Below are 25,888 nucleotides of genomic sequence, written 5' to 3'. Positions count from 1 at the left end.
AAGGGGAGAGGGTGTTTTAAGTCCCCTCGCCCCTTTGGGGAGAGGGTTAGGGTGAGGGGAGTACAGACCGCACCTTACCCACTCTGTGATAAACTTCGTGCAATTCCTTTTGATTGCACGAGTACCTCATGAAACGTGAACTTGCTATCGAGTTTTCCCGCGTCACCGAAGCGGCCGCCCTCGCAGGCTATAAATGGCTGGGCCGTGGCGACAAAAATACCGCAGACGGCGCAGCCGTCCATGCCATGCGTATTGTACTTAACCAGGTCAACATTGACGGCACCATCGTGATCGGCGAAGGCGAGATCGACGAAGCGCCGATGCTCTACATCGGTGAAAAAGTCGGTACCGGCAAAGGCGATGCCGTGGATATCGCGGTTGACCCGATCGAAGGCACCCGCATGACGGCGATGGGTCAGGCCAATGCGTTAGCGGTGCTGGCCGTCGGCGATAAGGGCTGCTTCCTGAACGCGCCGGACATGTACATGGAAAAGCTGATTGTCGGTCCAGGCGCGAAAGGCGCAATCGACCTTAGCCTGCCGCTGGAAGAGAACCTGCGCAACATCGCCAAAGCCCTGGGCAAACCCCTTAGCGAACTCACCGTCACCATTCTGGCGAAACCGCGCCACGACGCCACCATCGCGCAGATGCAAAAGCTCGGCGTGCGCGTGTTTGCTATTCCTGACGGTGACGTTGCCGCCTCGATCCTGACCTGCATGCCGGACAGCGAAGTCGACGTGCTGTACGGCATCGGTGGCGCGCCGGAAGGTGTGGTCTCCGCGGCAGTGATCCGCGCGCTGGATGGCGATATGCAGGCCCGTCTGCTGCCCCGCCATGAGGTGAAAGGCGACAGCGAAGAGAACCGCCGTATCGGGGAAAACGAGCTGGCGCGCTGCGAAGCGATGGGCATCGAGGCCAATAAAGTGCTGGCTCTGGACGAGATGGCGCGTAGCGATAACGTTGTCTTCTCGGCGACCGGCATCACCAAAGGCGATCTGCTGGACGGCATCACCCGCAAGGGCAATATGGCCACCACTGAAACGCTGCTGATCCGCGGTAAATCACGCACCATTCGCCGCATCCAGTCTATCCACTATCTCGACCGCAAAGACCCGGACGTGCAGACGCACATTCTGTAAAACCGTTTGATCGATAGAGCTTTCCGGCCCTGACGGGCTGGAAATTACCACCACAAGTACGGAAGATAGAACAGAGAAACAGCACAGGAGAAGATCATGGCGGACTGGGTAACAGGTAAAGTCACAAAGGTACAGTTCTGGACCGATGCGCTATTTAGTCTCACCGTACATGCTCCCGTTCACCCGTTTAAAGCCGGGCAATTTGCGAAGCTGGGACTGGATGTCGACGGCGAGCGCGTGCAGCGCGCCTACTCTTACGTTAACGCGCCTGATAACCCGGATCTCGAGTTCTATCTGGTCACCGTTCCTGACGGTAAGCTCAGCCCGCGCCTTGCCGCCCTTAAGCCCGGCGACGAGGTGCAAATTGTGAGTGAAGCAGCAGGCTTCTTTGTGCTCGAAGAGATCCCTGACTGCGACACGCTCTGGATGCTGGCAACCGGTACGGCCATCGGCCCTTATCTCTCTATTTTGCAGTACGGCAAAGATCTGGAGCGCTTTAAAAACATCGTGCTGGTTCACGCTGCGCGCTACGCCGCAGACCTGAGCTATTTGCCGCAAATGCAGGCGCTTGAACAGCAGTACGGCGGGAAGTTAAAGATTCAGACGGTGGTCAGCCGTGAAACCGTAGCAGGAGCGCTTACCGGCCGCGTGCCGGCGTTAATTGAGAGTGGAGCCCTGGAAGACGCGGTGGGTTTGCCGCTGAACGCTGAAACCAGCCACGTCATGCTGTGCGGCAACCCCCAGATGGTGCGGGACACGCAGCAGCTTCTGAAGGATACCCGGCAGATGACGAAACATCTTCGCCGCCGACCGGGCCATATGACCGCCGAACACTACTGGTGATCAGCGGTATTTCACCTCGACGGTGTCTTTACCGTATTTATTTTCGCTCTGGGTGCCAATAAACGCGCCCAGATCGACAATCATCATCACGAAGATGACCGACGGCAGCAGCCTGCCCACAACCCACGGCAGGATGGACGGCAGCATCGCCCAGTTTCCCGCCACCAGCATCCACGCCAGAATAATCAGAAATGCCCACGCGCCGGAACGCCCGCGATCGTGCAGCCGTTTTACGACAACCGCCGCCGTTGGCCATAGCAGGCAGACCAGCGCGAAGGCCGCCGTTTGCGTGCTCAGCCAGGCGTTGTAAGCCACGAAAAACAGAAGCAGCATGGCGACAACCCACGTCACCATCCAGATCCAGAAATCACGGCGTCCAATACGCCCTTTGAATGAAAACAGCCACTGCTGTATGGTCATGTAAGGTTCCTTATTATCGTATAGCGCGTATTTTACCCTGGAGTTGTGACCTTTTGACAAGCCGACCAGATATCGTTTTAATCATGAGCACTTACGGCCAGGGGCAATGTTGATGAAAAGTTCGGCACGTTCTCTTTTCCTGTGTTTAGCGCTGCTCAGCGCGGGTTATCCCCTGCACGCCGCCGAAACCACAGCCCCGACCACAGCACCCTATCTGCTGGCGGGCGCACCGTCCTTCGATCAGTCCATCAGCCAGTTTCGTGAAACCTTTAATCAGACCAACCCCACGCTGCCGCTGGATGAGTTTCGCGCCATTGATGGCTCACGCGATACCCCCACATTGACCCGTGCGGCAAGCAAGATTAACGAGAATTTGTATGCTTCCACGGCGCTGGAGCGCGGTACGTTAAAAATCAAAAGCATGCAAATCACCTGGCTGCCGATACAGGGGCCAGAGCAGAAAGCCGCTAAGGCGAAAGCGCTGGAGTACATGAGCGCGGTACTGCAGGCCTTTACCCCTGCGCTGACGAAAAAGCAAAGCCAGCAAAAGCTGCAAAAACTCCTTACCGCCGGGAAAAACAAGCGTTATTACGCCGATACCGAAGGCGCGATCCGCTATGTTGTGGCGGACAACGGTGAAAAAGGACTGACCTTCGCTGTTGAACCGATTAAGCTGGCACTATCTGACACCCTCGGCGGGGCGAATTAATGACAAAAAGCAAAGCCTTTCGAGGGAAAATCTCTATACTGATTCACAGACCATGCTGCCCGACAGGGTGGCCATATTCCTTAATTCGCTTATTTAGCGTGGAGAATTGAAATGCGACATCCTTTAGTGATGGGTAACTGGAAACTGAACGGCAGCCGCCACATGGTAAACGAACTGGTTGCGAACCTGCGTAAAGAGCTGGCTGGCGTGACGGGCTGCGCGGTTGCTATCGCTCCGCCGGATATGTACCTGGATCTGGCTAAACACGCCGCTGACGGCAGCCACATCATTCTGGGCGCGCAGAACGTTGACGTTAACCTGTCTGGCGCGTTCACCGGTGAAACCTCCGCTGAAATGCTGAAAGATATCGGCGCGAAATACATCATCATCGGCCACTCCGAGCGTCGCACCTATCACAAAGAATCCGACGAGTTCATCGCGAAGAAATTTGCCGTGCTGAAAGAGCAGGGTCTGATCCCGGTTCTGTGCATCGGTGAAACCGAAGCGGAAAACGAAGCGGGCAAAACCGAAGAAGTGTGCGCACGTCAGATCGACGCAGTGCTGAAAACCCAGGGCGCGGCAGCGTTCGAAGGCGCAGTAATCGCATACGAGCCAGTCTGGGCGATCGGTACCGGCAAATCTGCAACCCCTGCGCAGGCTCAGGCGGTTCACAAATTCATTCGTGACCACATTGCTAAAGCCGACGCGAAAGTCGCTGAGCAAGTGATTATCCAGTACGGCGGTTCCGTAAACGCCTCCAACGCTGCTGAGCTGTTCACCCAGCCAGACATCGATGGAGCGCTGGTTGGCGGTGCATCCCTGAAAGCTGACGCTTTCGCGGTGATCGTTAAGGCAGCAGAAGCGGCTAAACAGGCGTAATTGCCTTTGTGGCGGGTGGCGCTTGCGCTTACCCGCCGCTCTTCTCCTCCCTCTCCCTTAGGGAGAGGGTTGGGGTGAGGGGAAACCGCTCGCACCGAACTACACTTTCCCCAGCAAACTAAACCAGAGATAATCCAGCGGCAGCAGTACCAGATACGTTGCGATAGCCAGCGCCAGACAGAGCACCATCCCCGCCCTTGCAGGCACCTTCCCGAGCCCCATTGCCACCACAATCGGCGACGCCTGATACGGCAGCAGCGGCGTGGAATAGCCCAGCACCTGAATCATGATCACCGACAGCAGCGGAAAACCGGTCGCGTCCGAAAAACTCTGTGCCAGAGTGGTGTACAGCGCTGGGACGCCGTTGGCGGTCATAATGAAGTTGAGCGCCGTGGTAATACCGGTCAGCGCCAGGAAACTGGTGAATGGTCTGTCTGCATCCAGCGGCATAATGCGAAGCAATGCCTCGCCCACGGCCGTTCCGATACCGGTTTGCGTCACCACGATCGCCAGCCCAAGAATGCCCGCGACGTAAATACAGGTACGCATATTCACCCCCGCAGAAAACTCTTCCCCGGTGATAAAGCCAACTCGCGGCAGCATAACGATGACCGACGCCGCCAGCCCCGTCCACGCCGGCCCTACGCCGTGCCAGCTCTCCGTGACCCACATCCCCAGCACCACCGCCAGCAGCCAGGCAAGACGCTTTTCATCCCGCCCCATAGGATCAGACGGCGCCTGTTCCTTCGGCGGTTTTGGGCTGCCGGGAAATAGCCAGCAGATGAGGCCAATCAGAATCAGGCCTTTGAGGATACCGAGCACCGGCGTGTGCAGCAGCAGATACGGGACATAGTTCAGATGGATGCCGTACGAGCCTTCCGCCGCACCGCTCATCACCAGATTGGGGACGTTTGCAGGCAGGATCGTCGCCGAAAGCTGGAAAGTCCCGAACCCCACCGCCAGCGCCAGCCCGAACCAGGCGCGGGAGCCGTCGGCGATACCGGCGCGTTTTGCCATCGCCGCGACAATCGGCATCAGCAGCGCAATACGTCCCATGTTCGACGGCATCACAAACGCCAGCGCGTAGCTCAGCAGCACCACGCTCGCCACCATCAACACCCAGGAGTCGGTGAGCTTTGCCGACAGCGCCCGGGCGGCCCTGTCCGCCAGTCCGGTTTTACGGATCGCCACGCCGAGCACAAAGCCGCTGAATACCAGCCAGAAAGCAGACGAGGCAAAACCGCCGAAGATGACCTCCGGCGGAGCGATTCTGGCGGTCATCGCCGCCGTGAAGAACAGCAGCGCGGTGATAAATTCCGGCAATAGCGACGTCGCCCACAGCACGATGGTGACGCCAACGATCAGTGAGGGCAGCAGCAGAGGATACGTTAACCAGAGCGACATACCTGTCTCCTGTAGAATTTTTCAGCAAGTCTACGGTGACAGGCAGCCCGAGTAAACGCGATTTATGGTGGGGTTACTTCAGGATAGTGCATTGATGATCCTGCAGTTCCTCCGCTGACGCGCGGTTAAGCGTGAGCAGGTTACGCTCGGTCGCCAGCAAAACAAAAGAGCCATCCGACTGCTGCGCCATTGCCAGCGCGAAACGCCCCATATGGTCGCGCGCTTCCGGCAGCTCTTCCGCCAGCATCATAAACGGGCTGCGCTTGACCAGTTCATTCTCCGTCACGCGGCGAGCAAGATACTCATGTCCTTCCAGCCCCCCCGAAAGAGGCAGCCACTGGGTGCTGATTTCTCCCTGTGCCGCGTTGAGCTTCTCGCGCACGTCCGGGCGCAGGCAGGATATATGAATATGAAAATGGTTCTGCGTGCGGCCAGTCGGCGAGTTAATCGTCAGCGAAATGGCGCTGTCAGGCACCTCGGATCCACGCTTCAGGGTCATAAAGCTGCGCGACTGCCACGCCAGCCAGAAAAAGTTCGGCGTATGAGCGTCGGTCAGCAGCGGGCTCTCGGTGCCGTTGATGCGATATGTCGGCATCAGCAGGTATTGCAGCGGCCCGTTGCGATCTTTAAATACCACATAGCCTGCATCCGTTTTCACCTGCGCACAGGGTGCAGGGTTACGGTTCTGGATCTGATTCGGCACACACTGGTCGAGAACGATATGTCGCAACGCATTCGGATTACCCGCCTTCATCCAGTATACACCGCCAGCGGCAAGGGCGATGACAATGAGGAGCAATAAGATAATTTTTTTCACAACGCGTTCCCTGTTTTCAGTAGAGGCAAAAGAGTAACGCAAAATGATGACCAAATAAAAAACCCGGCGGATTTCTCACGCCGGGTCACCGTTTCACAGGCTAATGGTTAGCGCTGGCTAATTTGGTCGAAAGTACCGCCATTGGAGAAGTGCTCTTTCTGCGCTTTGGTCCAGCCGCCGAACACATCGTCAATAGTGAATAGCTTCAGTTTTGGGAACTCCCCTTCGTATTTCTTGGCGACCGCCGCATCGCGTGGACGATAGAAGTTTTTCGCCGCAATTTCCTGGCCTTCTGGCGAGTACAGATACTTCAGGTAGGCTTCCGCCACCGCTTTGGTATCTTTCTTCTCAACCACTTTATCGACCACGGAGACGGTCGGCTCAGCCAGAATCGATTCGCTCGGGGTCACGATCTCAAATTTGTCTTTGCCCAGCTCGTGGGTGGCCAGCAGGGCTTCGTTTTCCCATGCGATCAGCACGTCGCCAATCCCGCGCTCGACGAAGGTGTTGGTGGCGCCACGCGCGCCGGAGTCCAGCACCTCAACGTTTTTATACAGCGCCTTCACGAATTCCTGCGCTTTGGCCTGGTCGCCATTGTTGTGATGCAGTGCATAGCCCCATGCGCCCAGGTAGTTCCAGCGAGCGCCGCCGGAGCTTTTCGGGTTCGGGGTAATCACAGAAACGCCCGGTTTGATCAGGTCGTTCCAGTCTTTAATTTGTTTCGGGTTTCCTTTACGCACCAGGAAGACGATGGTCGAGGTGTAGGGTGCGGAGTTATCCGGCAGGCGTTTGATCCAGTTTTTGTCGATGCGGCCGCGCTCGGCGATCGCGTCGACATCGTAGGCCAGCGCCAGGGTCACCACGTCGGCTTCAATACCGTTTATCACGGACGTCGCCTGCTTGCCGGAGCCGCCATGCGACTGACGAACCACCACGTTGTCGCCGGTTTCCTGTTTCCAGTGTGCCGCAAACGCTTTGTTGTATTGCTCGTACAGCTCACGCGTCGGGTCGTATGACACGTTCAGTAACTGGATATCCTTAGCCAGAACGCTGGTCGATGCCAGCAATAATGTTAAACCCACGCCCCATTTATTCATCGCCCAGCTCTCTTGTGTAGTGTTTTGATGAATGCAGCGTGCCAGAAAGCGATTCGAGGATTAAAGAATAAAAAAAGATTGGCTATAACGTAGTGGAATAAAAGAAGTGGATGAACGGCCTGATGCCCTCGCCCTGACCCTCTCCCACGGGAGAGGGAGCAACCATAAAAAACGGTAACCCAGGGGTTACCGTTTTGCATTTACCTTACCGCCACCCGGCACAAAACAAACGCCGATCAGTACAGTTTTTTCGCGCAGTCCAGCCAGTCACCTTTGAACGGACGCTTCATGTTTTCAATCGCGTCGATGATGTCGTGGTGAACCAGTTTTTCGTTCTGAATACCGACGCAGCGGCCGCCGTGACCCTGCAGCAGCAGATCGATAGCGTACGCGCCCATACGGGACGCCAGAATACGGTCGTAAGGGCCTGGGGAACCGCCGCGCTGGATGTGACCCAGAACGGTCGCGCGGGTTTCGCGTTTGGTTTCGGCTTCGATGTACTTCGCCAGCTCGTCAACGTCACAGATGTGCTCGGTGATAGCCACGATCGCGTGTTTTTTACCTTTCGCGATGCCCGCTTTGATTTCAGCCACCAGATCTTCACGGCTAAATTCGACTTCCGGCACGACGATAAATTCGCAACCGCCCGCAATGGCTGCCGCCAGCGTCAGGTCGCCACAGTAACGGCCCATCACTTCAACGATAGAGATACGCTGGTGAGAAGAAGAGGTGTCACGCAGACGGTCAATCGCTTCAACAACGGTACCCAGTGCAGTAAAGAAGCCGATCGTGTAGTCAGTACCTTTGATGTCGTTGTCGATGGTGCCCGGCAGACCGATGCACGGGAAGCCCATTTCGGTCAGACGTTTTGCACCCATGTAGGAGCCGTCACCACCGATAACCACCAGGGCGTCCAGGCCGCGTTTCTTCATGTTTTCGATAGCCACTTCGCGAACGTGTTCATCACGGAATTCCGGGAAGCGCGCGGAACCGAGGAAAGTACCGCCACGGTTGATCATGTCAGACACGCTGTAACGGTCGAGCTGAACCATACGATCTTCATACAGGCCCAGATAACCGTCATAAACGCCAAAAACTTCCAGGCCTTCCGTCAGCGCTGCACGGACAACACCACGAATTGCCGCGTTCATGCCCGGCGCATCACCGCCGCTTGTCAACACACCGATTTTCTTAATCATGACTACCTCTGAACTTAGGAATGCAAAATTGAAATCTGTTGCCGGAAGAAACTTATCGACCAACGAATACTGCAAATAGTATATCAATCCCTTCCAGCTGAATTGATTCAGGTCAGACCAAACGGCGGTAATTTATACACAAAATGCTGGCCTGGCTCACTTTTTTACAACGAATTACGAAAGCCCAACATGACCGGGTACAACCGAGCAGGGATCCTGGTGAATGATGACGTCTGAACCAGGAAAACGCTGCAAAATCGCCTGCTCGACCTGCTCAGCAATAACGTGAGCCTGAACCAGTGGCAGGTTGTCTTCCATTTCAATATGAATCTGAATAAAGCGGGTCGGCCCTGACTGCCGCGTTCGAAGATCGTGTGCACCGCTGACGCCGGGCCAGGAGGTCACGATAGAAAAAATTTCATTCCGTTCTGAGTCCGGGAGGGCGCGGTCAAGCAGTGATTGCACCGCCTCATACCCCATCCGCAGGGCGCTATATAAAATATAGATACCAATCCCTAACGCAAATAACGCATCGGCGCGATGCCAGCCATACCAGGCCAGACCGAGCGCAATAAGAATAGCCCCATTCATCATAACATCAGATTGATAATGAAGCATATCCGCCCGTACAGCCTGACTTTGCGTTTTGCGAACAACCCAGCGCTGGAACGTTACCAGAACAAGTGTGCATATAAGCGCAACGATCGTCACAACTACGCCCACGCCGGGATCGTTCATCGGTGTCGGCGAAACGAGATGCTGAATGCCGGTTAAAAACAGGAACAGCGCAGAGCCGGAAATGAACATACTTTGCGCCAGCGCGGCCAGCGACTCCGCTTTACCGTGCCCAAATGTGTGCTCTTCATCCGCTGGCTGCAGCGAGTAACGCACCACCAGCAGGTTGGTCAACGAGGCGGCAATGTCCATCAGCGAGTCCACGAGCGCCGCCAGAATACTGACCGAGCCGGTATACCACCAGGCAAAGATTTTAATCAGTAACAGGCTGGAGGCCATGACGGTCGCCGCAATGGCGGCCCGGCTTACCAGTCTTCCATAGGATTGATTCATAAACGCTCCTGTCATGTCATGCCGCTAGTATAACGGAAGCATGGGGAGTCTAAGGATGAATAAACGGTTAACAACACGGATGTGGGGCAAAAAAAACCCCCACATCATGTGGGGGAAGACAGGGATGGTGTCTATGGCAAGGAAAACAGGGTTTACTGGTTACTACGGGTACTGCTATTGCTACTGAAAAACGTCGTTTCTGAGCTTCGCTGCATCCGTGCAACCTCGCGCAGCTGGTCCATTCGCTGCTGATGTCTGGCATTCAAAACCGCTTGCTGCTCGGGCGTTAGCAGATGGAACATCTGGTTGCGGACCTTCGCCATCTCTACCTGGCGGGCAACCTGTTCCTGTGCCATTTTTTCGGCCTGAGCGCGTACAGCGCTTTCGTCAAAATTTTCTGCGGTGACAAGGCGATGCATTGTCTCCATTTCGCTAACATTAACAGGGGGCTGGTCGTGTCGTGCCCTCTGCATCAGATCTCGCATCTGTTGACGCTGATGTTCGGTTAAACTTATGCCGTCAAACATATGGCTTTGGCTGCTGTTCTGCGTTGCGCCCTCTTGTAAGGTACTGTTATCGCTGATGATAGCTTCAGCAGCCTGGCTAAACGCACTGAACGCCAGCGTTGAGGCCATGACGGCAGCGGTAACTTTGCGCATCACTTGCTCCCAAAATCTTTCGTGTCGCGATTCAACGAGAGACAGTCTACGATTCAGGCTGCAAACATGCGTCAGGGGGTGTAAAACAACGTAAAGTCATGGATTAGACAGCCTTGATGTCGTAATTTCTGCCTCGGAGGTATTTAAACAATGAATAAAATCCTGTTAGTTGATGATGACCGAGAGCTCACATCCCTTTTAAAGGAGTTGCTCGACATGGAAGGTTTCAACGTCCTGGTTGCCCATGATGGCGAGCAGGCGCTGAGTCTCCTTGACGACAGCATCGATTTACTTTTGCTCGACGTGATGATGCCGAAGAAAAACGGTATTGATACGTTGAAAGAGCTTCGCCAGACACACCAGACTCCCGTTATTATGCTGACCGCGCGCGGCAGCGAACTTGACCGCGTACTCGGCCTTGAGCTGGGCGCGGATGACTATTTACCCAAGCCGTTTAACGACCGTGAACTGGTTGCCCGTATTCGCGCTATCCTGCGTCGTTCCCACTGGAGCGAGCAGCAGCAAAATACCGACAACAGCTCACCCACCCTTGAAGTCGACTCTCTGAGCCTGAACCCGGGCCGTCAGGAAGCAAGCTTTGATGGCCAGACGCTGGAACTGACCGGCACGGAGTTCACCCTGCTGTATCTGCTGGCGCAGCACCTCGGCCAGGTGGTTTCGCGTGAACATCTAAGCCAGGAAGTGCTGGGCAAACGCCTCACCCCGTTTGACCGCGCCATCGACATGCACATCTCTAACCTGCGCCGTAAGCTGCCGGAGCGTAAAGACGGTCACCCATGGTTTAAAACCCTGCGTGGTCGCGGTTATCTGATGGTTTCCGCTTCATGATAGGAAGCTTAACCGCCCGCATCTTCGCCATCTTCTGGCTGACGCTGGCACTGGTTTTAATGCTCGTTTTGATGTTGCCAAAACTCGACTCACGCCAGATGACGGAGCTTCTCGACAGCGAGCAACGTCAGGGCGTGATGATCGAGCAGCACGTGGAAGCCGAGCTGGCAAACGATCCGCCGAACGATTTAATGTGGTGGCGCAGGCTGTTTCGCGCTATCGACAAGTGGGCGCCGCCCGGACAACGCCTGCTGCTGGTGACCAGCGAAGGCCGCGTCATTGGGGCAGATCGCAATGAAATGCAGATTATCCGCAACTTCATTGGCCAGGCGGATAATGCCGATCATCCCCAGAAGAAGAAATATGGCCGCGTAGAGATGGTAGGGCCTTTCTCCGTCAGGGACGGAGAGGATAATTATCAGCTCTACCTGATCCGTCCGGCGAGCAACTCCCAGTCTGATTTTATCAACCTGCTGTTTGACCGCCCTCTCCTGCTGCTGATTGTCACCATGCTGGTCAGCTCGCCGCTGCTTTTATGGCTGGCGTGGAGCCTGGCAAAACCGGCGCGTAAGCTGAAGAATGCCGCCGATGAGGTGGCGCAGGGTAACCTGCGGCAGCACCCTGAACTGGAAGCAGGTCCGCAGGAGTTCCTTGCCGCCGGAACCAGTTTTAACCAGATGGTGAGCGCCCTCGACCGCATGATGACCGCTCAGCAACGTCTGCTGTCGGATATCTCGCACGAGCTGCGTACCCCGCTTACGCGCTTGCAGCTTGGCACCGCGCTGCTGCGCCGCCGCAGCGGTGAGAGCAAAGAGCTGGAGCGTATTGAAACGGAAGCGCACCGCCTGGACAGCATGATCAACGACCTGCTGGTGATGTCGCGCAATCAGCAGAAAAACGCGCTGGTTAGCGAAACGGTGAAAGCGAATCACCTCTGGCACGAGGTGCTGGACAACGCGGCGTTCGAAGCGGAACAGATGGGTAAATCCTTTACCGTCAACTTCCCGCCGGGCCCGTGGCCGCTGTACGGTAACCCCAACACGCTGGAAAGCGCACTGGAGAACATCGTGCGTAACGCTCTTCGCTACTCGCATACGAAGATTGAGGTGGCGTTCTCGGTGGATAAAGACGGGATCACCGTCATTGTCGATGATGACGGCCCAGGCGTGAGCCCGGAAGACCGCGAGCAGATTTTCCGTCCGTTCTATCGTACCGATGAGGCGCGCGACCGGGAATCGGGCGGCACGGGACTGGGTCTGGCGATTGTTGAAACCGCCATGCAGCAGCACCGCGGCTGGGTGAAAGCCGACGATAGCCCGCTGGGTGGACTACGTTTAACGCTGTGGCTACCGTTGTATAAGCGTTCGTAGCTGTTAGTGCCGGGTGGCGGCTTCGCCTTACCCGGCCTACTTTCTGCGGAGGACTATTCCCCCCACAATCTCCGCGAATTATCCTCGATCTTGCTGCTTAAACGCCGCTTCTGCATCGTTCTTGTCCAGCTGATGGATAACCCCGCGGCCGACAGCAGGCGGTGATACTGTTCGTCGTCAAACGGCATATGCCAGGCAATGGCGCAGGCGTCATAAACAGACACATCGCTCAGGCGCGACGCCAGCTCAAGCGGCGCGTCCGCTGAAACCTGCCCAGCCAGCACCACGCGATACAGCCAGCCGGTTTTACCCGCTTTTTGCAGCTGGGCCGACATATCCTGAATACCGAAGTGGTAGTTGAGCTTGAAGCACGGCGAGCGTGGCTGCGTCACCTGAATCAGGGCATCGCCCCAGCGGTAGATATCACCGATAAACACGTTCTTTTCGGTGAGCCCTTCGGTGGAGAGATTCTCGCCAAACGCGGGAGCAACAAAGAGGTCCGCCTGCTCGGGAAACTCGGTTTTCCAGTGCTGATAGTGTTCACGCGGGTAGTGGCACAGCGCGCGATCGGGCCCGCCGTGGATTTTCTTTTCGGCCTGCTCGTCACCCGCAAGCCCGAGGTCGGTTAACGTCAGCTCACCGTCGACCTGAATTTTGGCGATGGCACTCGGGCGGCTGCCGTCGTACTCCCTTACCTTGCCTGTAAACACGTTCACCGGGTAATGCATTGCTGCCTCCATTACGCAGATACAAAAAAAGCGAGTCATAAGACTCGCTTCTCACAGGCGTCAATGCAACCTTATTTTTTAGCGGCGAAACGCGCTGCTGCTTCGTCCCAGTTCACCACGTCCCAGAAGGCTTTGATGTAGTCCGGACGACGGTTCTGGAATTTCAGGTAGTAAGCGTGTTCCCACACGTCCAGACCCAGGATTGGGAAGCCGGATGCGCCAGAAATCGCTTCACCCATCAGCGGGGAGTCCTGGTTAGCAGTAGAAACCACCGCCAGCTTGTCGCCTTTCAGAACCAGCCACGCCCAGCCAGAGCCGAAACGGGTTGCAGCGGCTTTTTCGAATTCCGCTTTGAAGTTGTCAACGGAACCGAAGTCGCGCTCGATAGCCGCTTTCAGGTCGCCCTGCAGGGTGGTACCGGTTTTCAGGCCTTTCCAGAACAGGCTGTGGTTAGCGTGGCCGCCAGCGTTGTTACGCAGAACGGTTTTCTTGTCCGCTGGCAGCTGGTCCAGCTTGGTGATCAGCTCTTCAGCAGACAGGTTAGCGAACTCTGGCAGGCTTTCCAGCGCGGCGTTCGCGTTGTTCACATAGGTCTGGTGGTGTTTAGTGTGATGGATTTCCATCGTCTGCTTGTCGAAATGCGGTTCCAGTGCGTCGTAGGCATACGGCAGGGATGGCAGTGTATAACTCATAATCCTCTCCATTATTGTCGGGCGGCACAGCTGTTAATGCCGCGTAAGCAGTTGGTTCATTATAGTTAATTAAATGATATTGAAAATGATTATCAATGCCGTAGTTTTTATAAGGTTATTCGTTTTTCGATTAATCGCGAAATTGTGAGTCTGCTCACGCGGTTAACGTGCTGATTGCCATCCAGAACACATCTGCGGCAACCTTCTGAAGGTCTCCAAACCGCCTAATTTTTACACTCCTCAAGTCGGTGGGAAGCCACTGACGATAAAAACGATGAGGGTGTAAAAATGAATCATGCGATTACGATGGGTATCTTCTGGCATTTGATAGGCGCTGCCAGTGCAGCCTGTTTCTATGCTCCGTTTAAAAAAGTGAGAGGCTGGTCATGGGAAACCATGTGGTCCGTTGGCGGTATCGTGTCCTGGCTGATTTTGCCCTGGACCATTAGCGCCATGCTGCTGCCCGATTTCTGGGGCTACTTCTCCTCCTTCAGCGCCGCCACCCTGCTGCCAGTGTTCCTGTTCGGCGCGATGTGGGGCGTCGGCAACATCAACTATGGCCTCACCATGCGTTATCTCGGCATGTCGATGGGGATTGGTATCGCGATTGGCATCACGCTGATCGTCGGTACCCTGATGACGCCAATTCTCAACGGCAACTTCGACGTGCTTATTAATACTCAGGGTGGGCGGATGATGCTCCTGGGCGTGCTGGTGGCGGTCATTGGCGTAGGAATTGTGACGCGTGCGGGGCAGTTGAAAGAGCGCAAGATGGGCATTAAAGCTGAAGATTTTAACCTGAAGAAAGGTCTGCTGCTGGCGGTGATGTGCGGCATTTTCTCGGCCGGCATGTCGTTCGCCATGAACGCCGCCAAACCGATGCACGAAGCGGCGGCCGCGCTGGGCGTCGACCCGCTGTACGTTGCGCTACCAAGCTATGTCGTGATTATGGGTGGCGGCGCGATGGTTAACCTGGGCTTCTGCTTCATTCGTCTGGCAAAAGTAAAAAACCTGTCGGTAAAAACCGATTTCTCGCTGGCAACATCGCTCATCATCACCAACGTGCTGCTCTCCGCTCTGGGCGGCCTGATGTGGTATTTGCAGTTCTTCTTCTACGCCTGGGGCCACGCCAGCATTCCGGCGCAATACGACTATATAAGCTGGATGCTGCACATGAGTTTCTATGTACTTTGCGGCGGGCTGGTTGGGCTGGTGCTGAAAGAGTGGACGAACGCCGGACGTCGTCCGGTTGGCGTACTGAGCCTCGGCTGCGTGGTGATTATTATCGCTGCCAATATCGTCGGCCTCGGCATGGCAAACTGATTACGCCCCCTTTCGACTGCGATGACGCCACTGTACCGGCGTCATCCCCACCTCGCGGTTAAACACCACTGAAAAGTAGTTACTGTCCTCAAAGCCGCAACTCATCGCCACATCACTAACCATCCACTCCGTATGCTGGAGGAGATATTGTGCATGGCAGATGCGCAGCTGGCGCAGATAGTGGTTCACCGTCATCCCGGTCAGGGTGCGGAAATGCTGGCGCAACGCGCGCTCGCTGCACTGTTCCTGCTCGCAGAATTTCTCCAGTACAAAGTTTTTATTCAGGCTGCCCGCAAGCCGGGTGATGAGCTTATCCAGCAGCGCTTCCTGCGTTGTGGCGGAGGGGTTATCAGTGGCGTAACGATGGCGCTTCAACGTCATCACCAGCTGGGCGAAAAGCAACTCCGCCAGCTGGTTAGCAACGGGGTCGTTCTTCTGGCTCTCCTGCTCCAGTTGAGAAATAACCTGCCGTACCTGAGCCATGCCGCTACTGCTTAAGCGCCAGTGCGGAGAACCCTTAGCATCAAGAAAGCCCGGGATGCTCGCGGCCCAGTCCACGTTAAGCTTGAGCCTGTCCGGACAGTAAATAACGTTTTGCAGCACCAGGTCGTTAACCGAGGCGTAGGAGTGTTTATCATCCGCGCGAATGTAGAACAGGTCTCCGCGCGTGATGCGGTAGGGACGGTCGTTGAGGATGTGCAGGCCGTTACCGCGCCAAACCAGCACCAGCTCGCAAAACTCGTGGGTATGTTCGGCAAAAACGTCCTGCGGGTAGCGATCGGCCACCGTGACGGCCTGACTCGCGGAGGCAAAAAAATCATCTTTGCGAAGAATTAACTGAGCAGCCACACCACGACCTCTACGCCGAATAACCTGACACTATTAGCTTTTTTGCGGAAATAAAACGGTGACTGCCCTCGCGTTACTGAAGCATCGCGTCTTTTCCCTGGCGAATATCGCGCGGAGACCAGTTAAATTCCCGGCGAAACAGCGTTGAAAAGTGATTGCTGTCGCCAAAACCGCAGCAATAGGCAATATCCGTGACGCTATCGTCGGTATGACGTAAAAGATGACGCGCTTTGATCAGGCGCAGACGGTTAAGGTAGCGTTGCGGCGTCAGTCCGGTGTGCTGTTTAAGCTGGCGATGCAGGGTACGCAACGACAGGGAAAAATCATCCGCAAGGGTTTCCCAGCAGACATCCTCGGCAAAATGATCTTCCAGCCAGGCCAGCAGATGGTTCAGGCGCGCGTTGTTATCTTCCAGCCCTTCCACCAGGCTGCTGCGGCGCAGCAGCACCAGAAGCTGCATAAACAGCAGTTCGCGCGTGGCAATGGCGTGCGTCTCCTGCCCGTCCTCGCTCTTCTCCATCTGGCTCACCAGCTGACGCACCTGCTGCAGGATGGACTGATTCACCCGCCAGTGCGACGGATAGTGTCCGTCTTGCTCCTGGGGCAACAGCTGGCTCAGCCCCGAAAGAAACTGGAACGCGTCCGGGGAACGGTAAAGCACATTCGTCAGACACAGGTTGTCGGTATGTTCATACAGGTGCCGGTCGTGGTCGCGCACGAAGCACACCGTACCGCCGCTGATGGTATAAGGCTGGCCATTGAAAACATGAATACCCGTCCCGCGCTCAACAATCACAATTTCGTGAAAATCATGATGATGCTCCGGGAACGCAGCCTGAGGAAGCCGTGGCTCAATCGCGACAGGCGAACCTCCTGAAGGAAAAAAATCCACGCAGTGCAGTACGGTCATAACGGCCCCCACCAATGAAAAATGTTCTCAAAATAGTAATTAAGGCCTCCCACACTCACCTTCAATTTTTGGCAGTAAACCTCGCAAAAGCTGTCCATTTTTCAAGAAACAGGGGGAAAGATCGGGAAATGCGCCCAGCGTCACACTGCCTGAGCATCCCGTCACTGCTGGAAACTGTGAACGCCCTCACATTCACCTTTGCTTTCTTGCCAGCGCGAGATTTGGCCTGTCAGTGGTGAGAAGGTGACTTTTTCTTCCCTTTTTTACACTCACCGCTAATGACTTAAGAAAGGACCCGACCATGACTTTTCGCCATTGTGTGGCTGTCGATTTAGGCGCATCCAGCGGCCGCGTAATGCTCGCGAGCTGGGACCGTGAGCAGCACGCGCTTTCGCTTCGCGAAATGCACCGTTTCGCCAACTGCCTGCAAAAGCAGGACGGTTTTGATACCTGGGATATCGATGCCCTGGAGGCGGAGATCCGTACCGGACTGAACAACGTCTGCAACGACGGCATTCGCATCGACAGCATCGGCATTGATACCTGGGGCGTGGACTACGTGCTGCTTGATAGCCATGGCGAGCGCGTCGGCTTGCCGGTTTCTTATCGCGACAGCCGCACCGACGGCCTGATGGCGAACGCTATCGCCCAGCTTGGCAAGGACAACATCTACGGGCGCAGCGGCATTCAGTTTCTGCCGTTTAACACGCTTTATCAGCTGCGTGCTTTGGTCGAGCAACAGCCGGAGCTGGTCGCGGACGTGGCCCATGCGCTGCTGATCCCGGACTACCTGAGCTATCGCCTGACCGGCAACATGAACTGGGAATATACCAACGCCACCACCACGCAGCTGGTCAACATCAACTCGGATAGCTGGGATGAACATCTGCTGGCCTGGACGGGGGCGTCGCCTTGCTGGTTCGGCACACCCACCCACCCGGGTAACGTGATCGGTCACTGGATTTGCCCCCAGGGGAACGCAATCCCTGTCGTTGCCGTCGCCAGCCACGATACCGCCAGCGCGGTAATAGCGTCCCCACTTGCAAGCAAAGACGCGGCTTACCTCTCGTCCGGCACCTGGTCGCTGATGGGCTTTGAGAGCAAAACCCCGTACGCCAGCGATGCCGCGATGGCCGCAAATATTACCAACGAAGGCGGTGCCGAAGGCCGCTACCGCGTACTGAAAAACATCATGGGGCTGTGGCTGCTCCAGCGGGTGCTGAAAGAGCAAAACATTACCGACCTGCCCGCGCTTATCGCCGAAACCGAGAAGCTGAAGGCCTGTACGTTCCTGATCAACCCGAACGATGACCGCTTTATCAACCCGGCGCACATGAGCGCCGAAATTCAGGCCGCCTGCGTCGAGGGCGGGCAGCCGGTGCCGTCGAGCCCTTCAGAACTGGCGCGCTGCATTTTTGACAGCCTCGCCCTGCTGTATGCCGACATCCTCAGCGAGCTGGCGAGCCTTCGCGGAAAACCGTTTAGCCAGCTGCATATCGTGGGCGGCGGCTGCCAGAACCAGCTGCTGAACCAGCTCTGCGCCGATGCCTGCGGCATCACCGTGGTGGCGGGTCCCGTGGAGGCCTCCACGCTCGGGAATATCGGCATTCAGCTGATGACCCTGGACGAACTTTCCAGCGTTGACGACTTCCGTTCGGTGGTGGCGACTAACGCCAGCCTGACCACCTTCACCCCCAATCCCTGCCGTGAAATTGCTCGCTTTCGGGCGCAGTTTCAGCAAAACCGACTGACTAAGGAGCTTTGCGCATGACAACTCAATTAGAACAAGCCTGGGGCCTGGCTAAACAGCGTTTCGCCGCCGTCGGCGTGGATGTCGAAGAGGCGCTGCGCCAGCTCGACCGTCTGCCCGTCTCCATGCACTGCTGGCAGGGCGATGACGTCGCCGGTTTCGAGAACCCAGGCGGTTCCCTGACGGGTGGTATTCAGGCCACCGGTAACTACCCGGGCAAAGCGCGTAACGCGACCGAACTGCGCGCCGACCTGGAGCTGGCGCTGAGCCTGATCCCGGGGCCAAAACGCCTGAACCTGCATGCGATTTATCTCGAATCCGACGAGCCGGTGGCGCGCAATGAAATCAAACCGGAACACTTTAAGAACTGGGTGGAGTGGGCCAAAGCCAACCGGCTGGGCCTGGACTTTAATCCGTCCTGCTTCTCACATCCGCTGAGCGCGGACGGTTTTACCCTCGCCCACGCGGACGACGACATCCGCCAGTTCTGGATCGAACACGTGAAGGCCAGCCGCCGCGTTTCGGCGTATTTCGGCGAACAGCTCGGCACGCCGTCGGTGATGAACATCTGGATCCCGGACGGCATGAAGGATATCACCGTCGACCGTCTGGCCCCGCGCCAGCGCCTGCTGGCCGCGCTGGATGAGGCCATCAGCGAGAAGCTGGACCCGGCGCACCACATCGACGCCGTAGAGAGCAAGCTTTTCGGCATTGGCGCCGAGAGCTACACCGTGGGCTCGAACGAGTTCTACATGGGTTACGCCACCAGCCGCCAGACCGCGCTGTGTCTGGATGCCGGCCACTTCCACCCGACCGAGGTGATCTCCGACAAAATCTCCGCCGCCATGCTCTACGTGCCGCGCCTGCTGCTGCACGTCAGCCGTCCGGTACGCTGGGACAGCGATCACGTGGTGCTGCTGGATGACGAAACCCAGGCGATTGCCAGCGAAATCATCCGTCACGACCTCTTTGACCGCGTACACATCGGCCTCGACTTCTTCGATGCCTCCATCAACCGCATCGCGGCATGGGTTATCGGCACCCGCAATATGAAGAAAGCCCTGCTGCGCGCGCTGCTGGAGCCTGTCGCCGCGCTGAAACAGCTGGAGGCTAACGGCGACTACACCGCGCGTCTGGCGCTGCTGGAAGAGCAGAAATCCCTGCCGTGGCAGGCGGTGTGGGAGATGTACTGCCAGCGTAACGACGCCCCGGCGGGCAGCCAGTGGCTGGACAACGTGCGGGCATACGAGAAAGACGTGTTGAGTCAGCGCGGGTAATTTTGCCCTCACCCTAACCCTCTCCCACAGGGAGAGGGAACTTTTACCCCCTCTCCCTGTGGGAGAGGGCCGGGGTGAGGGTTCAACCTCACCGCGATAACTGGAAAATGAAGACTATGCAGACCATCACCACTTCCTGGTTCGTCCAGGGCATGATCAAAGCCACCTCCGACGCCTGGCTGAAAGGCTGGGACGAGCGCAACGGCGGCAACCTGACGCTGCGCCTGGACGACGCGGATATTGAACCGTTCGCGGCCGATTTCCACCAGAAGCCGCGCTATATCGCGCTGAGCCAGCCGATGCCGCTGCTCGCCAACACGCCGTTTATCGTCACCGGTTCCGGCAAGTTCTTCCGTAACGTCCAGCTCGACCCGGAGGCCAACCTCGGCGTGGTGAAAGTGGACAGCGACGGCGCGGGCTACCACATACTGTGGGGCCTGACCGACGAGGCGGTGCCCACCTCCGAACTGCCGGCTCACTTCCTCTCCCACTGCGAGCGCATCAGGGCAACGAACGGCAAAGACCGCGTGATCATGCACTGCCACGCCACCAACCTGATCGCCCTGACCTACGTGCTGGAAAACAGCGCCGACTTCATCACCCGCAAGCTGTGGGAAGGCAGTACCGAGTGTCTGGTGGTGTTCCCGGACGGCGTGGGCATTCTGCCGTGGATGGTGCCGGGTACCGACGAAATCGGCCAGGCAACCGCCGTTGATATGCAAAAACATACTCTGGTGCTGTGGCCGTTCCACGGCGTGTTCGGCAGCGGCCCAACGCTGGATGAAACCTTTGGCCTGATCGACACCGCTGAGAAATCAGCGGAAGTGCTGGTGAAGGTGTACTCCATGGGCGGCATGAAGCAGACCATTTCCCAGGAAGAACTCATCGCCCTCGGCAAGCGCTTTGGCGTGAGCCCGCTGCAATCCGCGCTGGATTTGTACGCATAACGCCTTCGCAGGACAAACGTTGATCGTTAAGGAGAATTATCATGAGCTTTATGTTGGCACTTCCAAAAATCAGCCTTCACGGCGCGGGCGCAATCGGCGATATGGTTAACCTGGTTGCGAACAAGCAGTGGGGAAAAGCGCTGATTGTCACCGACGGCCAGCTGGTGAAGCTGGGCCTGCTCGACAGCCTGTTTACCGCGCTGGACGCCCATCAGATGTCGTATCACCTGTTCGATGAGGTGTTCCCGAACCCGACGGAAGCGCTTGTGCAAAAAGGAATTTCGGCTTACCGGGACGCGGAGTGTGATTACGTGATTGCCTTCGGCGGCGGCAGCCCGATTGATACCGCCAAGGCGATCAAAATCCTCACCGCCAACCCCGGCCCCTCAACCGATTATTCCGGCGTCGGCAAGGTGAAAAATGCGGGCGTGCCGCTGGTGGCAATTAATACCACCGCAGGCACCGCGGCGGAGATGACCAGCAATGCGGTGATCATCAACTCCGCGCGGCAGGTGAAAGAGGTGATTATCGACCCGAACATCATCCCGGACATCGCCGTAGACGATGCCAGCGTGATGCTCGATATTCCCGCCTCCGTGACCGCCGCAACCGGTATGGATGCCCTGACCCACGCCATTGAAGCCTACGTGTCCGTTGGCGCGCACCCGCTCACCGACGCCAACGCGCTGGAAGCCATTCGCCTGATCAACCTGTGGCTGCCGGAAGCGGTCGAAGACGGTCATAACCTTAAGGCGCGCGAGCAGATGGCATTTGGTCAGTATCTGGCGGGCATGGCGTTTAACAGTGCGGGTCTCGGCCTTGTGCATGCCCTGGCGCACCAGCCGGGCGCGACGCACAACCTGCCGCACGGCGTATGCAACGCCATCCTGCTGCCGATCGTCGAAAGCTTTAACCGCCCGAACGCGGTCGCGCGTTTTGCCCGCGTGGCGCAGGCGATGGGCGTCGATACCCGCGGCATGAGCGATGAAGCCGCCAGCATGTCCGCCATTCAGGCGATTCGCAACCTGAGCGCTCGCGTCGGCATCCCTGCGGGCTTTAGCCAGCTCGGCGTGACCAAAGCCGATATTGAAGGCTGGCTGGATAAAGCGCTCGCCGATCCGTGTGCGCCGTGCAATCCGCGCGCCGCCAGCCGCGATGAGGTCCGCGAGCTGTACCTGGAGGCACTATGATCCGCAAAGCCTTTATGATGCAGGTCAACCCGGACGCGCACGAGGAGTACGCGCGTCGACACAATCCGATCTGGCCGGAGCTGGAAAAGGTGTTGAAAGACCACGGCGCACACCACTACGCCATTTATCTCGATAGGGCCCGCAGCCTGCTGTTTGCGACCGTAGAGATTGAATCGGAGGAGCGCTGGAGCGCGGTAGCGAATACCGACGTCTGCCAGCGCTGGTGGAAACATATGGGCGACGTCATGCCGTCGAACCCGGATAACAGCCCGGTGAGTACCGAGCTGAAAGAGGTCTTTTACCTGGACTGATGTGTTAACGCTGCTGCCCCCGCGGCGGCGATCTCCTGCCTGCTGCTCAGCGTAAACGCCGACACCACCGTAATCGCCAGCACGAAACAGCCCAGCATCAGATACGTCTCCTGGAAGCCGATCCGGTCATACATATTCCCGGCAAAAGCGGAGAGGAAAATGGCCGCCGACTGCTTGGCGAACTGGAAGCCGATCAGATAGATAGTCGCTGACAGTCGGGTATCAAACACCCCGGTGATGTACTTAAATGCGCCCACCAGCAGGAACGGGACTTCCAGCGCGTGCAGCATCTTGAGGGCAATCACCTCCACGGCGGTGGTGGCGAACGATGAGCCGATAATGCGCGTCGCCATAATCACCCCGGCGATCAGCAGCGTGTTCTTCGCGCCGATGCGGTTAATGATCCACGGCGAACAGAACATAATGATGGCGTTACAGATTTCCCCCGCAGTCGTTGCGAAACCAAAGGCGCGGGTTCCTTCCTGCGGCGTGGCGAAGAAGGTTTTAAAGAAGGTGGCAAACTGCTGGTCGAAAACGTCATACACGCAGGCCACGCCAATCACATAGAGGATAAACATCCACATTCTGCGCTGGCGGAACAGGTTGAACACGGTTTTGGCGGTGATTTGCGGCTGGTTCGCGCCCAGGGCATCCATGACCTGCGCCGTCTGGTTGGGCTTTGGCTTCGCCACCACCAGCAGCAGCATCAGCAGCAATGCCGCTCCCGATCCCATCCAGAAAACGTACGATGGATCGATGCCGAACAGGATGCCGCCCGTTGAGGCGCACAAGCCCCAGCCGAGGCAGCCAAACATCCGCGCCTTGCCGTACTCAAAGAAGCTGTTGCGGCTCACGCGCTCAATATAGGCCTCAATCGCCCCCGATCCGGCCGAAAATACAAAACCGATATACAGCCCGCCGCTCAGCGCGCCCAGCCAGATATTGACTTTCAGCAGCGGCGCGAAGACGTACAGGAAGAACGGCGCGAACAGAAACAGCAGCACCGCGATGATCCACAGAAGGTGTTTTTTCAGCCCCAGCTTGTCCGAAATCACGCCCAGCACTGGCTGGAAGGCGATAGCCGACAGCGAGATGCAGGAGAAGACAATCCCGGTGTGGGTTTTATTCAGGCCGATGATGTCCGACAGCCAAATCGGCAGGAACGGAAAGCAGGTGGCCATGATGAAGAAGTAGAGAAAGAAGAACAGCCCAAAAATCCAGAAGTTAGGGTTGTCTTTGTGGGTACAGGTTGTTGTGTTCATTATTTTTATCCTCAACGGAGGGCCGACTGCCCGGCCCGTCACCCTTACACGCGTTCAACGCCAATCAGAATGGCGGTTTCCGGATCCAGAATCGGCAGCGCAATGCCCGCCTGCATCAGCCACTCGCCGCTCACCGTTTGCGGCGTTTCCATCCACGCCGGCAGCTTGCGCATGGTGTGCCCTCCCTCACCCGTAATCTGAATATTCGGGTGATCGAGCAGCGTGACGCGGTACCGCGCGCTGGCCTCCAGCCCCGCCATGCGCAGCGGCATCATCAGGCTGTAGTCCGGCATCGCGAGCTGGCTGACCATAAACAGCCCCTGCGCCTTATCTTCGCTCACAATCCCCTGCGCCAGCGTGGTGGCGTCCGGCATATCAATTCGCCACTGGGTGCCGTGATGAATGACATTCCGCCACTGCTTGTGCAGCGCGGCGTAATGGCGATAGCCTTCGCGCTCCTGTGCGTCCACGGTGAGCGGATCCAGCTCCAGCCCCATATGGCCAAACAGAGCCGTCAGCCCGCGAAACTGGATACTATGCTGGCGGAAGGTGGCGTGGCATTGATGATGACCGATATGCGCGCCCATCACCTCCGGCGGGAAGAAGTAGCTCATGCCGCGCTGGATGGTGCTGCGCTCCAGCGCGTCGTTGTTGTCGGACGCCCAGAAGCGGTGGCTGCGGGTCAGTACCTCATAATCAATGCGACCGCCGCCGGAGGAGCAGGATTCAAACTCAATATGCGGGAAGCGCTCGCCCAGCACGTCCAGCAGGCGGTAAAACTGACGGGTCTGAGCGTCGGCGGCGGCTTTACCGTTGTGTCCAGGCTGCACCAGCTCGCGGTTCATGTCCCACTTCACGTAGTCGACCGCATGCTCGCCCAGCAGCCAGCTCATGCGCTCCACCAGGTAATCAAAGGCCTCCGGGATGCTGAGATTGAGCACCAGCTGGTGTCGTCCGGTCGCACGGGGATAGCCCGGCAGCGCCAGTACCCAGTCAGGATGCGCGCGGTACAAATCTGAATCCGGGTTGATCATCTCCGGCTCAACCCAGATGCCAAACTCCATGCCGAGCCGTTTGACGTGGTCGATCACCGGCGTCAGGCCGTTCGGGTATTTTTTCTCGTCCAGATACCAGTCGCCCAGCGCGGCATGGTCGTCGTTACGGCCTTTGAACCAGCCGTCATCAATGATGAAGCGCTCCACGCCCAGCGCGGCAGCCTCGTCGGCCATGCGCTTAATGTAGTCCGGATCGTGGTTGAAGTAGATCCCTTCCCAGGTATTGAGGTGCACCGGGCGCGGTTTGTTTTCCGGGAAGCGGATGACGTTGTTGCGCAGGTAGCGTTGAAACGGCTGGCTCATGCCGTTCAGGCCCTGCGTGGAGTAGCTGGCATACAGGCGCGGCGTCCAGAGCGTATCGCCCTCCTCAACCGCCATTTCACCCGGCAGGTAGAGCGCTTCGGCCTGAAGATAGCGACGACCGTCGGTTTTCGCTTCCGCGCGCAGGCGGTGATTACCGCTCCAGCCCAGATGCACGCCCCAGACGTCGCCCTGCATTTCGCTGAACGACGGCGTACCGGCAATCAGCGCCGGGAAGTGCTCGTGGGAGGTTTTACCCCGACGGTTTTCAATCACGAAGCTGTCGTGTTCAAGCTTAACGCGGTGCGGCTGAAACTCCCTGATCCAGCGTCCGTGGAAGGCCATTACCTCCTGCGCGCGCTCGGCCACCGGCAGCGTGACGGCGAAACGGTCAACCTGCCAGGGGATCGCTTTCAGGTTCGTCAAACCGTGACGAACCACCAGCACGCCGCTGGCATCCAGCGCCAGCTCGCTGGTCAGGCGCAGGCCCGCATGCTCATCTTCGGCGGTAATCGTCAGGGTGTTTACGTCCTGCTGCACCTGCGTGGTTTTGAACACCGGGGAACCGTCCAGCCCCTGGCGATGACCCTCAATGCCAGGCGAACCAAACAGACCATGCCCCAGCTCGGCCATCAGCGTGACCGGGGAGTCGACGTCAAGCCTGCCGTTGGCAACGGGACGTGCGAGCGTAGCACCATCCTGAGGCGAAAAGTGCTGAAGGTGAGGCCCCCAGTAGAGAATTTCGGCGAACGGATGGGTTTTGATCACCACGTCTACCGTCGTGGTTTCGAGTCGTAAAACGGGATCTTGCATCAGACATCTCCTGTCATCGGGATGATCT

The 25,888-nt window shown here is 57.4% G+C and carries 25 protein-coding genes; 12 read left to right on the top strand and 13 right to left on the bottom strand.

What is annotated here, in order from left to right:
* The first annotated feature begins 128 nt into the window (after positions 1–128).
* Both glpX and fpr read left to right on the top strand, forming a co-directional pair.
* Positions 129–1,139, top strand: a complete 1,011-nt coding sequence (glpX, locus tag HCH49_RS20885; protein WP_023333858.1) for a class II fructose-bisphosphatase — start codon at positions 129–131, stop codon at positions 1,137–1,139.
* Between the two features lie 96 nt (positions 1,140–1,235).
* Positions 1,236–1,982, top strand: a complete 747-nt coding sequence (fpr, locus tag HCH49_RS20880; protein WP_029739198.1) for a ferredoxin--NADP(+) reductase — start codon at positions 1,236–1,238, stop codon at positions 1,980–1,982.
* On the opposite strand, the gene HCH49_RS20875 is transcribed toward fpr, so the two are convergent.
* Positions 1,983–2,402 (bottom strand): DUF805 domain-containing protein, encoded by a 420-nt coding sequence (locus tag HCH49_RS20875; protein ID WP_023293600.1) that lies wholly within the window; start codon positions 2,400–2,402, stop codon positions 1,983–1,985. It abuts the gene before it with no gap.
* 112 nt (positions 2,403–2,514) lie between these two features.
* On the opposite strand from HCH49_RS20875, the gene HCH49_RS20870 reads away from it, so the two are divergent.
* Complete coding sequence (locus HCH49_RS20870) at positions 2,515–3,111, top strand: DUF1454 family protein (protein ID WP_023309692.1); 597 nt, start codon at positions 2,515–2,517, stop codon at positions 3,109–3,111.
* A gap of 111 nt (positions 3,112–3,222) precedes the next feature.
* Positions 3,223–3,990 (top strand): triose-phosphate isomerase, encoded by a 768-nt coding sequence (gene tpiA / locus HCH49_RS20865; RefSeq protein WP_014172206.1) that lies wholly within the window; start codon positions 3,223–3,225, stop codon positions 3,988–3,990.
* Positions 3,991–4,089: 99 nt separating this feature from the next.
* Here tpiA and HCH49_RS20860 read toward each other — a convergent pair whose 3' ends face one another.
* The 6 genes from HCH49_RS20860 to cpxP all read right to left on the bottom strand — a co-directional run bounded on the left by HCH49_RS20860 (position 4,090) and on the right by cpxP (position 10,234).
* A complete protein-coding gene (locus tag HCH49_RS20860) occupies positions 4,090–5,394 on the bottom strand; it encodes an SLC13 family permease (protein WP_221703304.1) in 1,305 nt (434 codons plus the stop codon).
* A gap of 73 nt (positions 5,395–5,467) precedes the next feature.
* On the bottom strand, positions 5,468–6,211 hold the full coding sequence (locus HCH49_RS20855) for a CDP-diacylglycerol diphosphatase (protein WP_033146943.1): 744 nt from the start codon (positions 6,209–6,211) through the stop codon (positions 5,468–5,470).
* Between the two features lie 107 nt (positions 6,212–6,318).
* Positions 6,319–7,308 (bottom strand): sulfate ABC transporter substrate-binding protein, encoded by a 990-nt coding sequence (locus HCH49_RS20850; protein ID WP_023309695.1) that lies wholly within the window; start codon positions 7,306–7,308, stop codon positions 6,319–6,321.
* Between the two features lie 236 nt (positions 7,309–7,544).
* Complete coding sequence (gene pfkA / locus HCH49_RS20845; protein WP_023309696.1) at positions 7,545–8,507, bottom strand: 6-phosphofructokinase; 963 nt, start codon at positions 8,505–8,507, stop codon at positions 7,545–7,547.
* A 174-nt stretch (positions 8,508–8,681) separates the two neighbouring features.
* The gene (gene fieF / locus HCH49_RS20840) at positions 8,682–9,575 is read right to left on the bottom strand and encodes a CDF family cation-efflux transporter FieF (RefSeq protein ID WP_023309697.1); all 894 of its coding nucleotides are present in this window, start codon (positions 9,573–9,575) and stop codon (positions 8,682–8,684) included.
* A 152-nt stretch (positions 9,576–9,727) separates the two neighbouring features.
* Positions 9,728–10,234 carry a cell-envelope stress modulator CpxP gene (gene cpxP, locus HCH49_RS20835; protein ID WP_221703303.1) on the bottom strand — a complete coding sequence of 169 codons (507 nt, stop codon included), beginning with the start codon at positions 10,232–10,234 and terminating at the stop codon, positions 9,728–9,730.
* Between the two features lie 150 nt (positions 10,235–10,384).
* Between cpxP and cpxR the strand changes: the two genes are divergently transcribed.
* Positions 10,385–11,083 (top strand): envelope stress response regulator transcription factor CpxR, encoded by a 699-nt coding sequence (gene cpxR, locus HCH49_RS20830; RefSeq protein ID WP_006179159.1) that lies wholly within the window; start codon positions 10,385–10,387, stop codon positions 11,081–11,083.
* Positions 11,080–12,453 carry an envelope stress sensor histidine kinase CpxA gene (gene cpxA / locus HCH49_RS20825; protein WP_023309731.1) on the top strand — a complete coding sequence of 458 codons (1,374 nt, stop codon included), beginning with the start codon at positions 11,080–11,082 and terminating at the stop codon, positions 12,451–12,453. Before cpxR ends, cpxA begins: the two co-directional genes overlap by 4 nt.
* A 53-nt stretch (positions 12,454–12,506) precedes the next feature.
* On the opposite strand, the gene yiiM is transcribed toward cpxA, so the two are convergent.
* Both yiiM and sodA read right to left on the bottom strand, forming a co-directional pair.
* Positions 12,507–13,181 carry a 6-hydroxyaminopurine reductase gene (gene yiiM / locus HCH49_RS20820; protein WP_058841955.1) on the bottom strand — a complete coding sequence of 225 codons (675 nt, stop codon included), beginning with the start codon at positions 13,179–13,181 and terminating at the stop codon, positions 12,507–12,509.
* A 71-nt stretch (positions 13,182–13,252) separates the two neighbouring features.
* Positions 13,253–13,873: a superoxide dismutase [Mn] gene (gene sodA, locus HCH49_RS20815; RefSeq protein WP_004203668.1), complete on the bottom strand. Its 621-nt coding sequence runs from the start codon at positions 13,871–13,873 to the stop codon at positions 13,253–13,255.
* A gap of 288 nt (positions 13,874–14,161) precedes the next feature.
* Here sodA and rhaT point away from each other — a divergent pair, with 288 nt between their 5' ends.
* Positions 14,162–15,196: an L-rhamnose/proton symporter RhaT gene (rhaT, locus tag HCH49_RS20810; RefSeq protein WP_221703302.1), complete on the top strand. Its 1,035-nt coding sequence runs from the start codon at positions 14,162–14,164 to the stop codon at positions 15,194–15,196.
* Here rhaT and rhaR read toward each other — a convergent pair whose 3' ends face one another.
* Positions 15,197–16,045, bottom strand: a complete 849-nt coding sequence (gene rhaR / locus HCH49_RS20805) for an HTH-type transcriptional activator RhaR (protein ID WP_221703301.1) — start codon at positions 16,043–16,045, stop codon at positions 15,197–15,199.
* Between the two features lie 73 nt (positions 16,046–16,118).
* Complete coding sequence (rhaS, locus tag HCH49_RS20800) at positions 16,119–16,955, bottom strand: HTH-type transcriptional activator RhaS (RefSeq protein WP_048976985.1); 837 nt, start codon at positions 16,953–16,955, stop codon at positions 16,119–16,121.
* A gap of 301 nt (positions 16,956–17,256) precedes the next feature.
* Between rhaS and rhaB the strand changes: the two genes are divergently transcribed.
* The 5 genes from rhaB (at position 17,257) to rhaM (ending at position 22,430) form a co-directional block, all read left to right on the top strand.
* Positions 17,257–18,726, top strand: coding sequence for a rhamnulokinase (gene rhaB / locus HCH49_RS20795; RefSeq protein ID WP_221703300.1), 1,470 nt, complete (start codon positions 17,257–17,259; stop codon positions 18,724–18,726).
* Positions 18,723–19,982, top strand: coding sequence for an L-rhamnose isomerase (gene rhaA, locus HCH49_RS20790; protein ID WP_182931337.1), 1,260 nt, complete (start codon positions 18,723–18,725; stop codon positions 19,980–19,982). The genes rhaB and rhaA overlap by 4 nt, the downstream gene beginning before the upstream one ends.
* A gap of 116 nt (positions 19,983–20,098) precedes the next feature.
* The gene (gene rhaD, locus HCH49_RS20785) at positions 20,099–20,929 is read left to right on the top strand and encodes a rhamnulose-1-phosphate aldolase (protein ID WP_033146950.1); all 831 of its coding nucleotides are present in this window, start codon (positions 20,099–20,101) and stop codon (positions 20,927–20,929) included.
* 41 nt (positions 20,930–20,970) lie between these two features.
* A complete protein-coding gene (gene fucO, locus HCH49_RS20780; protein ID WP_221703299.1) occupies positions 20,971–22,119 on the top strand; it encodes a lactaldehyde reductase in 1,149 nt (382 codons plus the stop codon).
* Positions 22,116–22,430: an L-rhamnose mutarotase gene (rhaM, locus tag HCH49_RS20775; RefSeq protein ID WP_048976990.1), complete on the top strand. Its 315-nt coding sequence runs from the start codon at positions 22,116–22,118 to the stop codon at positions 22,428–22,430. Before fucO ends, rhaM begins: the two co-directional genes overlap by 4 nt.
* Here the strand turns inward: rhaM and HCH49_RS20770 are convergent.
* Together HCH49_RS20770 and HCH49_RS20765 are read right to left on the bottom strand one after the other, a co-directional pair.
* The gene (locus tag HCH49_RS20770; RefSeq protein WP_221703298.1) at positions 22,418–23,692 is read right to left on the bottom strand and encodes an MFS transporter; all 1,275 of its coding nucleotides are present in this window, start codon (positions 23,690–23,692) and stop codon (positions 22,418–22,420) included. The two genes, rhaM and HCH49_RS20770, sit on opposite strands and share 13 nt — an antisense overlap.
* A 44-nt stretch (positions 23,693–23,736) precedes the next feature.
* Positions 23,737–25,860, bottom strand: a complete 2,124-nt coding sequence (locus tag HCH49_RS20765) for an alpha-galactosidase (protein WP_221703297.1) — start codon at positions 25,858–25,860, stop codon at positions 23,737–23,739.
* Between the last annotated feature and the right edge of the window lie 28 nt (positions 25,861–25,888).

The organism is Enterobacter sp. Y17, from assembly GCF_019730495.1.
Taxonomy (GTDB): Bacteria; Pseudomonadota; Gammaproteobacteria; order Enterobacterales; family Enterobacteriaceae; genus Enterobacter; species Enterobacter asburiae_B.
This window is presented reverse-complemented; position numbering and strand designations above follow the sequence as displayed.